Genomic DNA, 13,243 nt, shown 5'->3' with positions numbered 1-13,243 from the left:
CAAATGCTAAAACTTCGTTGTGCTTACCTCAACGACCTCTTGGCTATTTGAGGCTTTTGCAAAACCGGGATGCTCCCGCGTCCTATTGTTCAACCCAGTTTATTAGTGATTAGTAATCTTCCCGGACACAAGAGTTTCCCGACACCTGGTTTGTTTTAAAAAAAAATACGCAGGATTTCACCGAGCAATAATAGTTAAATAAAACGGTTTGTTTGTGAAAAGTGCGTAAGTTCTAAATAATTACTTATTAGCTATTAGCGATCGGATAAAGTCAGATTTTCCCCAAGTCATACAATTTAAAATTTAAGATTTGAAATTAGTAATGACTGATTGTGTCTGGGTTTACAGCTTATCTACAGTGGCATTCTTTTTTGAACTGGTATAACTCCCAGGGTTACACTTGGGGAAGAACGCAGCAATGTCAAAACGCTGCTCTCTCCACTTTTCTGTTGCAGAGCAGCTCGATCGCCTGCGGCTGAGATAAACTGATTGAAAGGTCGATCGCCCGTGAAAGCAAATTACCAGCTTGTTACCAAGGCGGTGATACTGCAACCTGCGATTGGCCACAGCAAAATAGGTGCTAAAATTAACTCTACCGTCTCCGATTTCCAATAACTGCACGTCTACCACGTAAAATCAAAAGTCAGCAGGAAGGACAAACCGATGGCGAACTCAACTATTGGTCTAGAAAATAAACTTTACGATTATCTATTATCTATTTCCCTGCGGGAGCCAGATATTCTCGCTGCACTGCGAGAAGAAACTGCTAAGCATCCGATGGGTATGATGCAAATAGCTCCCGAACAAGGTCAGTTTATGGAGATGCTGGTGCAGCTTATGGGAGCGACAAAAACCTTAGAAGTTGGCGTTTTTACTGGTTATAGCTCCCTGTGCGTAGCCTTAGCCCTGCCTCCTAACGGTCAAATTATTGCCTGCGACATCAGCGAGGAATATACTTCTATAGCGCGGCGCTATTGGGAAGCGGCGGGTGTCGCAAACAAAATTTCCTTGCAATTGGGCCCGGCAGTAAATACTCTCGACAAACTAATAGCCGAGGGACAAGCAGGAACCTTTGATTTTGCATTTATAGACGCAGATAAAGAAAATTATGAGGCTTATTTTGAGCGATCGCTCCAACTTGTACGCAATGGCGGTTTAATAGTAATTGACAACGTTCTGTGGTCGGGACGAGTTGCCGATCCTCAAGTACAAGACACAAGTACCCTCGCCCTTCGTAATTTCAACGACAAATTGCGTAACGATCCGAGAGTTACTCTGAGTGTTGTCCCCATTGCTGACGGACTAACTTTAGCCCTGAAACGCCGCTGGGCAACTATGATGCAGCCGGAACATCACAATTAAAGAGTTTTAGCTGCTGGGAACTTCATTAAAACCAAAGAAACCGGGTTTTTATCTGTATTGAAGACTGCGATACAGTATTTTCGTGAAAAACCCGGTTTCTGCCTACCCCTGTATCTAGAACTATATTAATTACCGACGATCAATTACAATTAATCAAAATCCTCAACAAATATTATTAATTTAAAGTGACAAATGCTGGCATCAAATTTACAAATAAAATTACCGATTCACGAAACTTTTCAGTGCACTGTTCAAGGCGAAGGTTATTGGACAGGTACTTTAGTTGATTTTATTAGATTGGCAGGTTGTCCCGTGGGGTGTCCTTGGTGCGATACTGGCTACTCCAAAGGTGGCAAAGGTTTGCCGTCGGTGCCGCAGTCGATCGCACAATTGCTAGCTCAATTGCAGTCTCCGAGAGTTGTCATTACTGGCGGCGAACCTTTCATTCACCAGAATTTACCGGAGTTAGTTGCAGCATTGTTACAAGCTGACAAACAGGTAAGTATCGAAACTTCTGGCGCTTATTGGCAAGATGTTTCGCCGCTGGCTTGGATTACTCTTTCTCCTAAAGAACACGTCAATCCTAAATATCCGGTACAAGAGCATTTATGGAAGAAAGCCAATGAAATTAAGTTGGTGGTTAGCACGGGCGAAGAAGTTGATTTTTACAAAAAATATTTTGTTGAGGATATGAATGTGCCTGTGTTTTTGCAGCCGGAATGGGAATCGCGCGATCGGGCGATTCCGATTATTTTGGAGTTACTAAAACAGCATCCGAGTTATAGGTTGTCTTTGCAAACTCACAAGTTTATTGGCGTGCAATAAACATCCTCAAATCCTGTACGGGCGGGTTCGCTAACTATCTATGAAACCACAAATAATATCAAATCCGGTAGCATCGGAATAATTCAGATATATATTCTCTCCCTCTGTGTACTCTGTGTACTCTGCGGTTAAATCATTCCAATCCAAACGGAAACGATATAATCTCATCAACTCGCCCCATCCCCGCCATTGGTGACATCAACGTCTTAGATCGGGTATATCGGACACGATATTATTCAATTTTTTTAAGAATTGCAGATTTGGGCGATCGCCCTTTCGTCAGGATGATTGGCGATATAAATGCTCAGCCATAAATTATTTATTTACATATTTTGCTAAATTTTCTCGCCTCTTCAGGATGGGAAGCAAAGTAATCTTCCAACCACAAGCAACCTTGCCTGATAAAATGATCTAAATCAAATTCTAAGTTCCACAACTTGATAGTATTGTCAAGCCCACTAGAAGCCAGTGTTTTGCCATCTGGGCTAAACATCACGCTGGTAACGCGGCCAAGGTGTCCTTCTAAAATTGATATTTCTAGACCATTTTCTACATTCCATATCCTCACTGTACCGTCATCGCTAGAGGAAGCTAAAGTCTTGCCATCTGGACTAAAACTGATATTAGTTATATCAGATAAATGTCCTTCTAGGGTGAACAATAATCGGCCATTTTCTGCATTCCATAGTTTGACTATACTGTCCGAACCACCAGAAGCAAAAATTTTACCATTTGGGCTAAAGCTAATGGTAGCTACCCAACCGCTATGGGCGGGAAAACTCTGCATTAAAGTCGTTGTTTTTAAATTTAATAGCTGTATATCACCGTCAGAACAAGCCACAGCTAGAGTTCTTCCATCTGGACTAAAACTTAAATCGGTTACAATACTGCGAGGTTCTTTAAAGGTTTGCAATAACCTCATATCTGCTACATTCCAAAGTTTTACCGTACTATCAGAACTGCCAGAAACAAAGGTCTTTCCATCTGGACTAAAGCGAACGCTTCTCACCCAAGCGCTATGACCGTTGAGAGTTTTTAGTAGTCTACCATCTTGGACATTCCACAACTTAATTGTTTTGTCAACACTGCCGGAAGCTAATATATTACCATCGGGACTAAAACTAACACTTAGCACCAGACCTTGATGACCGTTGAGAGTTTGGAGTAAAGTACCATTTTTCTTATTCCATAACTTTATTTTAAAGTCGTCGCTACCAGAAGCTAACATCTTACCGTCGGGACTAAAACTTACAGCTTGAACATTAGTGCTATTTCCTTTAATGGTTTGCGGTTCCCTCACATCTAAATTCCAGAGCTTAATTGCACTATCAAAACTTCCAGAAACCAGAGTTTTGCCATCTGGACTAAAACCAATACTCAAAATTCTGCCACGATGTCCTTTAAGAAGTTGCGGTTCAGTTGTATTGTCGTTTATATCCTCTAAATTCCACAATTTGACTGTACTATCGGAACTGATAGTGGCTAGAGTATTGCCATCTGGACTAAAAATTGCACTCCAGACAGCCCTGCGATGGGTTGGAAGGTTTTGCAGTAAAGTTCCATCTACTACATTCCACAGTTTCACTATGCCGTCTTGATCGGTAGAAGCTAAGGTTTTACCATCGGGACTGAAACTGACACTTCTGGTGTTACTTTTATGATCTTCCAGAGTATTTATGAGAGATCCATCGCCAACATTCCAAAGCTTCACGGTTGTATCAAAACTTGCAGAAGCGAGAGTTTTACCATCGGGACTAAAACTAATATGGGTAACGATCTGGGTATGTGCTTTCAGAGTTTTTAATAATGTAGCGTCTGCTGTTTTCCACAAATTGATAAAACCAGCGGAACTACAGGAAGCGAAAATTTGACCGTCAGGACTAAAACTGACACTTCTCACCCAGCTATGATGAGCCTTAATAGTTTTAATTAAAGTGCTGCGCGTTACATCCCACAACTTGACAGTACCATCTTCACTTCCAGAAGCCAAAATCTTGCCATTAGGATGAAAACTCACACTCGTAACTCTACCAGTATGTCCTGTCAGGGTTGATATTAATGTAGCTGGTCTAGCATTCCAGAGTTTTACCGTACCATCCTCGCTAGCAGAAGCAAAAATTTTGCCATCGGGACTGAAAGTTACACTTTTGATAGCGCCACGATGACCGATCGCGCGATCGCGTTCTCTAACATGATAAATTGCCTGTTGTAGCCCCCTCGTTACTTGTATCTGTGTCTCATTGCTGGCTAATTTTTCTAATCCTTTGATCTGTTGTGCTGCTTGTAATGCTTTCAGCAGCGCCTCAAAAGAATCGGAAACCAAAGCTGCTTTAGAAAATGAAGTTTGCAAGATTACTTGTTGTTCTGCCAGTTGCTGTTGGGCTTTTTTTACTTGTAATTGGATTGAGATTGCTGTGATCATAGAAACTGCCAAAACTAGAGAACCGATAGCCACAATCCGGGTAGCTCTCCGCTGGGCTTGAGTTAATTTTAGTTTTGCTTCTTGTTGAGCCAAAACTAAAATTTCATTCGCCTCTGCTAATATCTGACCTTCTTCTTCTTTGACTGCTAAAGCCTGTTGAACTTCTCGCTTTTCCCAATTTTGAGCCGCCGCTAAAAAGCGGTAGTCCAGAGGACTTAAACTTTGATTTTTTGCCCAGTCCAAAGCTTCTTGTAGGGCATTTCCCCGCAGCAACCGCGAATTATCCTCAAAATTGGCAGCATTCCAAGCATTAAAATTTTCCGCATAAGGGCGCAGCTTGCCCAACTGTTTATCCACCCATTCAAGATTGAAAATCTCGGCATAAATTCGGTTATAAATTTTTAATTTGCCTTGATGCAGAACCACCAAACCTGAGAGGCGCAACTCGGTTTGTTCGCGACTCCCATCAGTGCCTATTTCCCGCTGCAAGATTTGCTGGTAAAGCCCCAATAACTGCCCTGCTTTTTGCTGATTTCTCAAAATGCGATCGCGAATTGTTTTCAAATGTTCAGGCTCATCCTGAGACTCCCAATTCTCCACAATCCGCAACTGCACCACCTCTTCAACCGATCGCGAATTTCCCAATGCAGATTCCTCAAGCACCAACTTGCACAGCTTTTGAGTCAAAAAAGGTTGTCCGCCCGTCCAATCTAGGATTTGGGCGATCCTCTGCGAGGGCTTCGCTAACGCACTTTCAGCATCACCAACTTGTCCCCGCCAACCATCAATCAAAGGCTGCACTTCATCAATTTTAAAACCGCCTAAATTTATCGCCTTACCAATATTAAAAGGAGTTTGAGTTTTATCAGCAATCAAATCCGCCGGTGTCGCCACTCCCAACAGCGCAAAAGTCAAACGCCGGTATAAAAAATTGTCAACTCTTTGATTGTAAAACCAGCGAATCAGAGCAAAAAACTCATCCGTAGAAAAATTCATGCTTAAAACGCGATCGATCTCGTCAACAAAAATAACAATATCTTGTTTTATTTCAACTAAAACAACTTCTTCAATAAACAAACTAAACCGCTGTAGAGGCGAAAACAAATCCCGGCGATCGCGCCACCAACTCCGCCAATTAACTTTATTGCCTAGCTGACAGCTACTGACCAAAGAATTAACAATACCAGCATACCACTTTTCCGCAGTTACATCCTCCTTACCAATCCCAGTTAAATCGATAAAAGCGCAAACAGTACCTTCAGCTTGCAATCTTTGCATAGCCCGCACCCGCAAACTAGATTTACCCATTTGCCGCGAATTTAAAACATAACAAAACTCACCAGCCTTCAAACATTCGTAAAAGTCCAAGTCTGCTTGGCGCGTCACGTAACACGACGCATCTGCTGGGAGACTACCGCCAATCTGATATTCATAACCAAGTGGAGATTCTTTCATCATTACCTGCACCCATATCTAGATTTGATTGTACGATCGCAAACCTGACTATGTAGAGATTTATCAAAAAACCTGACTTTTGCTGATTTTGACGACTGGCGAATCGACAGTCAGAAACCGGGTTTTTTGGGCAAATCCTTGGTTATAGGCGACAGATTAGGTAAAAACCCGGTTTCTTTGATCTGATTCCTGAGTCCTGATTTTGATGATGCTTTGTCAGGCTGCACCTGATTTTTCCCTATAAATTAAAAGCCTGAAGCTATTTATCAGTTCCTACAATACCTGATTTTATCACCATTGCCGTTCAAGAGTTTTAGCACGAAACTGATAACAGGAAGCAAAAGGTGCAGCAAACAAATACAAACACTTATCGCTTCCGCAAACTCAGAAAATCATCACAAATAGGAACTACTCCCATGACAGCACTTAGAACGATCGCCGATGCTAACATTTTTACCCCTAGATTCGGTTTGATTGAAGACTTTACCGACGTTCCTCGGCCAGACATCGATGACGAACCCAAGCCTAATAATTCCGGTTTGATTGAAGACTTTACCGACGTTCCTCGGCCAGACATCGATGATAACTTAATAGTAGAAACACGTAAAATAATCGCCTCTGACCGTAACTTTGCTAACAGCTTGTTCGGCAGCTTCGATAAAATCGGTGGCTTACCCAATGACAACATAACGGGAACAGCAGGAGCTGACTATCTAATCGGCAGTGATGACAATCAGGTTCGCGATGCAATCTTTGGCGGTGGCGGTGCAGATACACTCAAAGGTCTAGACGGTGACGACTTCTTGTTTGGCGGTAGCGGTAAAGATCAGCTTTGTGGCGGCCGCGGTTCCGACTGGTTGGAAGGCAATAGTGGCGATGATATTCTCATCGGCCACACCAACGGGCCAGGACAATATGATTCTTATGAAATCGACACCTTAATTGGTGGTTCTGGAGCAGATACATTCTCGCTAGTTATGAACGGTGGCCCAGACCCTAAACTTCCTTACTTAGATGGCTTAGGTGAGACTGCTTATGCGATTATTCGGGACTTTAAAAAATCTGATGGGGATGCAATCTTAATGCTGGGTAAAAAGCAAGATTACGAATTTACATCGGGCAACTACGGTTATGGAAATCAGTCACTCAAAGACACGAGAATATTTTATCAAGGTGACATGATTGCTGTAGTTGCAGATAACATGGCTGCGGATTTAACCCTGTCATTCGTCTAATTCTATCTGTAGGTTTTGCATTACCAGCTATTGGTGTCAACTTTCCACATTTTTTCGCGAAGTCCGGCGGGGATTTAAACCCCCGCCTTATAGCTTAAGTCCTCTTGCATAAAACTGAAAAACTCATACCAAATCCGCTCTTCATGTGAATCATTCATCTCTCTCTTGTCTCCCTCTGCGTTCTCTGTGTCCTCTGCGGTTAAATCATTCCGATCCAACCGGAAACCATATCAAAGCGATATCTACAGCAATCGCGGTCGATCGACCGAACAGCATCTGATACAATAAACTGCAAACCATGCTTTTCAAGCTAAAACACGGCAGAAATACTCGCGGTACAAATTGCAGCGCGGCATCACATAATTGTTTTGCCGCCGCACAATTCCCATGCTGTGCAACTTATAAATTTGCATCGAATCCAATTCAACTGCTTCCGGGGAATTTACAACTTTTTTCAAAGCTAAAGCTAATTCTGGATTTTGTTGCAGAATCTCTAAATGTCTTCGCAAATGATTGCTGTAGATTCCCGATTCTGAGGCAGCATTTTCTAATAGCTGAGTTAATGAAATTTTGCCACAACTAACCTCATACATTGCCAATCTTACTAAATAAGGATGTCCGCCGATCGCACTTATCAACTCTTGAAACTGTCCATCACCCCAATCCAAGCCGTGAACCCCAGCCAAATCGTGGATTTGCTGGCTGTCAAACTCCTGCAGTTCCACGGGCACTCCCGCATTAAACGGAGATTGATTCATATCCAAAGGAATATAAACCTCAGTAGAATGCGCCATTACCAACCGTAAATTTTTCCAGATATCAGAAATTTTGGCTTTTTCGTGCCAGCTTCGCAGCATCCCCAGAAAATCTTCAACTACTTCTGTGTAGGGAAATATGCGATCGACTTCATCCAATCCCAACACTAGAGGAGTTGCTATTTCTGCCAGCAAATACTCTTCAAAGTATACAGTACAGTTATCGTTGCTGCCCAAAATATCGGTATCCCAATACTCGTTTAACTTATTTTCTAACTTTAACTGCCGGCTTACCATCAAGCACATCCAGCGCAAAAATTTATCAAGATTTGTTAAAATTCCTCGATCGGCGGCGCTCAAATCCAAATAAACTGCGTGATAATTTTCCCGGACAGCGCGAGCTAAAATCCGGTTCATCAGTGAAGTTTTGCCCATCATCTCCGGGGCCTTAATCCGAATCAGAGAACCGGGTTTGACAACCGTTTCCTCGCAGAGAGAGTCGATGCTGGAACGCTCTATATAAAAAGGTGAATCTAAGGCTACTGAACCTTCGGGGAATTGCAAATTTGCCGCCGTCGGTAATGTTGGCGAGGGCGGATTTGCGTGCAGAGATTGACTGGGTTCTGCTTCATAAGCTCTCCTCAGCGCTTCTTTGAAATTTTTCTTAGTAATTCTTTCTCCCAAAGCTTCAGAAAGCTTGTGCCACAATTTGTTACCGACATCTTTGTTGAGGTATTCAGCACTGTAGCCGTAGGTTTTGGCGATTTCATCGTAACTTTTGCCTTCCCAAGAACCTTGCAGGACTTTCGTTTCGAGGTCGCTGAGATATTTGCCGGTGTTTTGGGCAAAAATGCGATCGGCAGATTCTTTGGTTTTGCTCCAAGAGAATTCTAATTCTGATTTCATGGGCTAGACACGGGTAATTAAATATACACGTAAGTATGCAGACTATGGCAAGAGAGGAGTTGTTCCTCCATCGGGAAGTTACCCTGACTTTTCCCTATTTTAACTGATTTAATCTGAGTTTTTACTGTAAATCATTGCTGCCAGCCATTTTTGAGTTATTTAAACACCTGATTTTCTTCCCATTGTCGCTTGCTTTATTAGAGGAGAAACTAAATACATCAAGCAAGTTAGTTGAGTCTTTCTCACCCTTGCACTAATTGGCAAACCACAAGGAGCAACAAAAATGTCCTCACTTATCAAAGGCACTGACTACGATGACAACAATACTGTCAACGGCAACGGTCAACTCCACAAATCCCTAGTTGGAGATGATTGGACAATCAACGGTCAAGGTCAAATTCAGATTTCAAATGATACAATTTACGGCTATAAAGGCGATGATATCTTGTCAGGTCGCGGTGGAGATGACATCCTCTACGGTGGCTTCGGGGGCGATCAGCTAGATGGCGGCGCGGGTAATGATAAATTATACGGCGAAGCTGGCGAGGATTTCCTGTATGGAGGTGGTGGCAAAGATACACTGTCTGGCGGCCTTCACAACGATTATCTATTCGGAGGAAGCGGCAAAGATTATCTGATCGGCGGCGAAGGTAACGATTACCTTGACGGTGCTAATTTTTCGGGTGCTGGTAACGGTATCGGCGGCGGAAGTGAATCGGATTCTCTCGCCGGCGGCGCGGGTGCGGACACATTTGTACTCGGCAATGTTAACAATGTTTACTATCTCGGCACTGGCTATGCTACGATTACCGATTTTACGTTAGGTACTGATAAAATTCAAATCAAAGGCAATTTAGCAGACGGCTATTCGCTCAAGGCTGGCGATTGGAGCAACAACAATGTTCAAGATACTGGAATCTTCTACAAGGACAATTTAATTGGTGTTGTGTTAGAGACAAATTTAATTAATACTAACCAGAATCAAGTATTCTTGTCCGCGCCTCCCATCCCTCAATAGTTTTACTTGTCGCTGCCAAAGGGCGGGCAACTGAGTACCGCCCTACATTTTTAAACAGGAGTTTTTTATCATGAAAATTGCGCGCAACAAACGAAAATTTAATCGACTTTTTTACACAAGTTTGACCTTAATTGCAGCTATCCTCTTAGGAGGCTTGGGAAAGGTTTTTGAGTCTAACAACAACACAGCTTTAGCGCAAGAAAGCATCCCCGTTAGCGGTAGCGGCGACGCGCAACTACAGCCGATTTTGCAATCCCTGACAGAGTTCATGCGCTACCGCTGCGTCGGTGCGGCTGTCCTCGGTGTTTCTGTCAAAGGTAAACCCGTGGGTGTTTGGGGTTTGGGGCGCATGAAAGACCGATCGACCTTGAACGCAAATCCGGCTTGCGGCGACGATATGCAGGCTCCTCAAAGCGCGATCGTACCCGCAGATACCCCCATGCGTATGGGCAGCATCAGCAAGCCTGTTACCTTTGCAATGGTGCGCTGGGCGCTGAAACAGACGGCGCGCGATCGGGCGGGCTTAGAACTGACTGACGAGCAAATCGAAGGGATGAAATTGTTCGATCCCCAGCATTATCCGCCCCTAATTCCCGGTTTGAACAAGCAATATCCAGTCGCGATTATCCCTGAAAAATTGCACGCCGTATTTTCGGGGAAAGTAAAATTTCCCGTAGCAATTAAAGACCGTAATTGTAGCAATCTCAACTCAGGATTTGCCGACAAACAATGGCAAAACGTCACCCTCGGACACCTGCTATCGCACCGATCTGGACTTCAGCGCAGCGCCCCCAGATACGGTCAAGATGTAACTGCAAATTTGCCAGTGCTTCGGAATTTGAAAACAGCAGCAGATTTTCAATCGCAAGAACAGCTACTTATCAATGAATGGGGAAATAAATCTGTCAGTTCAGCTAAAAACCAACTGGGAATTTCCCCTAACGCAGGCTATTTTTTGCCAAGTCCTAATTTAGAAGAAACTATGCTGGTTTTGGCTGGGCGATGCCTTCAATATCCCCTCGGTCAATATCATTATTCCAATACCAGTCCGGCATTTCCTACGATTATTATGCAGCAGTTGGTAGCCTCCGGCAGATATGCTGCTAAAACGGGTAAACCAGAAACTCATCAAGGCTCTGCTTTGGAGCTTTTTTTCAAAACAGAGTTGGGAATTCCTACTACGGCTAACAAGGGAATTTTTATGACCCAAGAAGTAGAAAAATTTAGCAGTCGCGAACCGGAAAAGCGCCACTGGAACGGAAAAAATTACTACGGTAAGGGATGGGATTTGAAGCGACCGCACTGCATTTGGAATGGCAGCTTGTGCGATTTTTCTAGTTGGATAAATGCCAAGCCGGGGAGGATAAATTGGTCTTGGAATTTAAGCCAGGTTCTTTTTTCCCGCAGAAACACAGATTTGAGTCCCGGCACCGGTTCGCTAGCTGCAGAAGCTGGAGTTTTTCTCAAATTTATGTCACAATATTGGGTTGGTGGTTATGAGAATAACCCGCGCATCGGGGAAAAGCGAAATAATGTTTGGAATCGATATACTGCTCACAACGGAGCGCTTGATGGTACTCATGCTTGGGCTATTCAGTTAGGGGGAAAGAATAATCCGAAAGAGTGGAAATTGCCGCCTGTGGACGATGGAGGTCACATCCTTGATGATTTTGCTAATTTGAAGATGTATGCGGGTGTGTTGCCGGATGGAGTTGATATTTTTGTGGCGGTGAATCAGAGGGCGGATAAAAAGTGTGTTAATGCTAAAGATTACAATTGCGGGGATGCTTACGGACTTTTGAATAATTTTATTTTGTACGGTGTTTCTCGGGTAAATTGGAATATGGTTGCGCCGAGTGCTGTGGCAAAATAAGATTGATAAGTCAACCGCAGATGCGAGGCAGATGCAACACAGATTAACGCAGATTATTTGTAGGGTGCGTCGCCATTTTTTAATCCCAAAATTCAATCGATTATCTAGCAAGCGATGCACCTAACAGATGAGAATCGTGTCAGGTGCGTCGCTGTCAGATTGTCGGTCTTTATGTAATGATTGTCGATGGCGACGCACCCTACAAATACTTTTTATTGGGCTACTTTCACTTATTCCGATTTACGGTAAAATTAAGACTCAATTTAAATATGAATTTTTGAACAAGCCCATGAATTTCCGCTTCCGACTGTGTACTTCCATCAGTTGAGCACGATAAGCAGACCACTCAACATTTCGCCCAGCTTGTATATAGGCAGCACGGGCTTTTTCTAGCCACTTAATCGCACTATCGTACTCGGCTGATTTCATTGCCTTTAGAATCGATTCAGCGCGCTGACAAGCATTGACGATTACCCAATCTGGGCGATGGGGAATTGCTGCCATCATCACTCGATGAACCAGTTCGGAACTGTAAGATGTTTCTACAAGGGCGATCGCCTCTTCAATCATTTTTTCATGCAGAAAAATATCAACCTTTGCTTCGGTAGAATTGTAGTTTTGAATACTTCTTACAATTGCCAATAAATCTGCTTTCAATGTTGACCAATTATCTCCTGACAACTCCTGCAATGAAAGATAATCATTCAAGGAAGGTTGAATTTCAAAAACTTTCATTTTAGCATTAAATGCAGATTCTTTTTCGCCCAATTCATCGGCTAATTCACTCATACAAATTGCTAGTTTGTAGGTAGAGTTGCCGGGTAAATTTAACCCAGCTTGACAAATTTTTAGAGCTTCTTCTGAATATCCGTCTTCTTGTAAAATTTGAACTAGAGCAAAAGCCTCTTCGACTGATGTCATCTCGGTTCCCGCAGCTTTCACAGCTTCTTCTATTCTCCCCAAACGAGCTAACATAGTCAGATATTGTTGAATACAGCCTTCTGCTTTGGCTAGGTATAAGTATTCTTTGTCGCGGTTCTGGCGATCGAGAATTTGTAAGCGAGTCAAGGTTAATTCACGAGCATAATCTGGTGCATCATCAGCCCAGATTCCTGCTCCAGTAAGGTTTCCTTCCAATATCTGCTGGAGTGGCGGGTAGTCCCAACCTTGGCGTAAAGCTTCCAAACTCATGCTGAAATTACAATCCCATTCATCGTTCCAACCTTCTAACATCACCTGGAAATCTATTTTTTCCTCAGCAGTTAGTTCGGCCGTTAAAATGGCTGTTGTCCAAGCTTCATCTAAAGCATTGGTGATTTGTATCCGCTCAATAAGTAGGGGTAGCAGAGAAAAAAAAGTAAGCAGAGTACACAAAGTGTCATAAAATAGGAA

At 43.1% G+C, this 13,243-nt stretch carries 8 protein-coding genes and 1 pseudogene; 5 read left to right on the top strand and 4 right to left on the bottom strand.

The genetic code is table 11. The annotated features are described in order from the left end of the window. Positions 1 to 342 precede the first annotated feature (342 nt). Positions 343 to 621 carry a hypothetical protein gene (locus QUA44_RS29280; RefSeq protein WP_333257059.1) on the bottom strand — a complete coding sequence of 93 codons (279 nt, stop codon included), beginning with the start codon at positions 619 to 621 and terminating at the stop codon, positions 343 to 345. 42 nt (positions 622 to 663) lie between these two features. Between QUA44_RS29280 and QUA44_RS29275 the strand changes: the two genes are divergently transcribed. Together QUA44_RS29275 and QUA44_RS29270 are read left to right on the top strand one after the other, a co-directional pair. Further along, positions 664 to 1,362, top strand: coding sequence for a class I SAM-dependent methyltransferase (locus QUA44_RS29275; RefSeq protein ID WP_333257057.1), 699 nt, complete (start codon positions 664 to 666; stop codon positions 1,360 to 1,362). 192 nt (positions 1,363 to 1,554) lie between these two features. Then, on the top strand, positions 1,555 to 2,187 hold the full coding sequence (locus tag QUA44_RS29270) for a 7-carboxy-7-deazaguanine synthase QueE (protein WP_333257054.1): 633 nt from the start codon (positions 1,555 to 1,557) through the stop codon (positions 2,185 to 2,187). Positions 2,188 to 2,506: 319 nt separating this feature from the next. Here QUA44_RS29270 and QUA44_RS29265 read toward each other — a convergent pair whose 3' ends face one another. Next, positions 2,507 to 6,067, bottom strand: a complete 3,561-nt coding sequence (locus QUA44_RS29265) for a WD40 domain-containing protein (protein ID WP_333257052.1) — start codon at positions 6,065 to 6,067, stop codon at positions 2,507 to 2,509. 413 nt (positions 6,068 to 6,480) lie between these two features. Between QUA44_RS29265 and QUA44_RS29260 the strand changes: the two genes are divergently transcribed. Then, on the top strand, positions 6,481 to 7,299 hold the full coding sequence (locus tag QUA44_RS29260) for a calcium-binding protein (RefSeq protein ID WP_333257050.1): 819 nt from the start codon (positions 6,481 to 6,483) through the stop codon (positions 7,297 to 7,299). 305 nt (positions 7,300 to 7,604) lie between these two features. Here the strand turns inward: QUA44_RS29260 and QUA44_RS29255 are convergent, their stop codons facing one another. Beyond that, positions 7,605 to 8,960: an AAA-like domain-containing protein gene (locus tag QUA44_RS29255; protein ID WP_333257047.1), complete on the bottom strand. Its 1,356-nt coding sequence runs from the start codon at positions 8,958 to 8,960 to the stop codon at positions 7,605 to 7,607. A 283-nt stretch (positions 8,961 to 9,243) separates the two neighbouring features. On the opposite strand from QUA44_RS29255, the gene QUA44_RS29250 reads away from it, so the two are divergent. Together QUA44_RS29250 and QUA44_RS29245 are read left to right on the top strand one after the other, a co-directional pair. Then, positions 9,244 to 9,978, top strand: a complete 735-nt coding sequence (locus QUA44_RS29250; protein WP_333257044.1) for a calcium-binding protein — start codon at positions 9,244 to 9,246, stop codon at positions 9,976 to 9,978. Between the two features lie 70 nt (positions 9,979 to 10,048). Continuing rightward, entirely contained in the window at positions 10,049 to 11,851 is a 1,803-nt protein-coding gene (locus QUA44_RS29245) for a serine hydrolase (protein ID WP_333257041.1), read from the top strand. A 258-nt stretch (positions 11,852 to 12,109) separates the two neighbouring features. Here the strand turns inward: QUA44_RS29245 and QUA44_RS29240 are convergent. After that, positions 12,110 to 13,243, bottom strand: a pseudogene (locus QUA44_RS29240) (SWIM zinc finger domain-containing protein); the annotation flags it as partial.

Origin of the sequence: Microcoleus sp. N9_A2 (assembly GCF_036701775.1) — a bacterium.
Taxonomy (GTDB): Bacteria; Cyanobacteriota; Cyanobacteriia; order Cyanobacteriales; family Microcoleaceae; genus Microcoleus.
The sequence above is the reverse complement of the archived record's forward strand: the minus strand, read 5'-3'. Positions and strand labels throughout refer to the sequence as shown.

Coding starts and splice junctions, on each gene's coding strand:
- QUA44_RS29275 (WP_333257057.1), top strand. CDS start 664: ATGGCGAACTCAACTATTGGTCTAGAAAATAAACTTTACGATTATCTA.
- QUA44_RS29270 (WP_333257054.1), top strand. CDS start 1,555: ATGCTGGCATCAAATTTACAAATAAAATTACCGATTCACGAAACTTTT.
- QUA44_RS29265 (WP_333257052.1), bottom strand. CDS start 6,067: ATGATGAAAGAATCTCCACTTGGTTATGAATATCAGATTGGCGGTAGT.
- QUA44_RS29260 (WP_333257050.1), top strand. CDS start 6,481: ATGACAGCACTTAGAACGATCGCCGATGCTAACATTTTTACCCCTAGA.
- QUA44_RS29255 (WP_333257047.1), bottom strand. CDS start 8,960: ATGAAATCAGAATTAGAATTCTCTTGGAGCAAAACCAAAGAATCTGCC.
- QUA44_RS29250 (WP_333257044.1), top strand. CDS start 9,244: ATGTCCTCACTTATCAAAGGCACTGACTACGATGACAACAATACTGTC.
- QUA44_RS29245 (WP_333257041.1), top strand. CDS start 10,049: ATGAAAATTGCGCGCAACAAACGAAAATTTAATCGACTTTTTTACACA.